Origin of the sequence: Vibrio sp. 1874 (assembly GCF_033344395.1) — a bacterium.
In the GTDB taxonomy this organism is placed as follows: Bacteria; Pseudomonadota; Gammaproteobacteria; order Enterobacterales; family Vibrionaceae; genus Vibrio; species Vibrio alginolyticus.
Genome location: NZ_JAWPOR010000142.1, coordinates 1 through 1,141 on the forward strand (window position 1 = coordinate 1; position 1,141 = coordinate 1,141).

General features: G+C 46.0%; 2 protein-coding genes. One reads left to right on the forward strand and one right to left on the reverse strand.

What is annotated here, in order from left to right; translation table 11 throughout:
- On the forward strand, positions 1-772 hold a 772-nt coding region (locus R8N46_RS25155; protein WP_318189766.1), incomplete at its 5' end, for a DUF2066 domain-containing protein.
- 68 nt (positions 773-840) lie between these two features.
- Here the strand turns inward: R8N46_RS25155 and R8N46_RS25160 are convergent.
- Positions 841-1,141, reverse strand: a 301-nt coding sequence (locus R8N46_RS25160) for a DUF2069 domain-containing protein (RefSeq protein WP_318189767.1), incomplete at its 5' end; no start/stop codon positions are given.

Sequence of the window (1,141 nt, forward strand, 5' to 3'; positions counted from 1 at the left end):
TGCGTTGAAAAAAGCAACGGAAGCTCGTGGCCTTCCAATTACGATTCCTGTTGGGGATTTTGACGATGTCACGGGCGTAAACACGTCTGATCTTTGGGGCGGTTTCATTGAACCGATTAGCCAAGCCAGCCAGCGTTACCCAGCGGACGCGGTATTAATTATTCGTGCGCAAGGCGAGCAGATTCGTTGGACTTTGTATGACCAAGCGCCTGCAAAGATTATTGATGCGCAAACTTCTCCACGCAGCGGGTCGGCAACAGGTGCAGACGCTATTTCCGCAATGGTGGATGGTATTGCTGATTACTACGCAAGTAAAAACGCCGTTGTTGTCTCAGGCAAGTCTTCTAAAGCTGTGAACGTGAAAGTGTTAAATGTAACGTCTGCTGCTGATTTCTTCCGTTTAGAAAATGCACTTACCAAATTGAATTCAGTGGCGGGCACAGAAATCAAGCGTGTACAAGGCAGTGAGTTAACGCTGACTATTCATTTGCTTGCTTCACAACAAGCATTTGAGCAAGAGGCTTCGTCTATCTCACAATTGATGGAATTTGAAGATCCACTCGGTGACGTTGAAGAAGTGACGCCATCGGAAGATCAATCGGTAGAAACTCTACCTTCAGAGGCTCAAGCTGTAGAAGGGCAACCAAAAACGGTGGTTCAAGCCGTTGAGGAAACTGTGCCAGCAGCGCAAGTACAACAGCCTGTTGTGATTCCTCAAGTGCAAGATCAATACGATCTGATTTATGAGTGGAATTCTACTTCGCAAAGTTAATCCGCGTTTGAGCATAGAATAAAGAAAGAGTCGCAATTGCGACTCTTTTTGTTTTTGAATCAGAGAAGTTATTTATTGAACTTCGCTTTTTCTTCTTTTTCTACTTGTGACAAGCGTTTGAGTTTAAGGCCTAGCTCTTTTCCTCGAGCACGAGCAAATAAAATATTGCCAGCAAAACCAAGAGAGGTAAGCACCAGCTCAACCGCTGCCAACCACCGTTCACCACCGTCCACGTACAAGATAGTGAGGGCGTGCAAGAAATACAGCATCAAGACAAAGTTCGCCCACGCATGCGTGTAAGGTTTGCCCGCTAAGATGCCAGGTAATGGTAGCAATAACGGAATACACCATGCAATCGCGAGTGTTGTG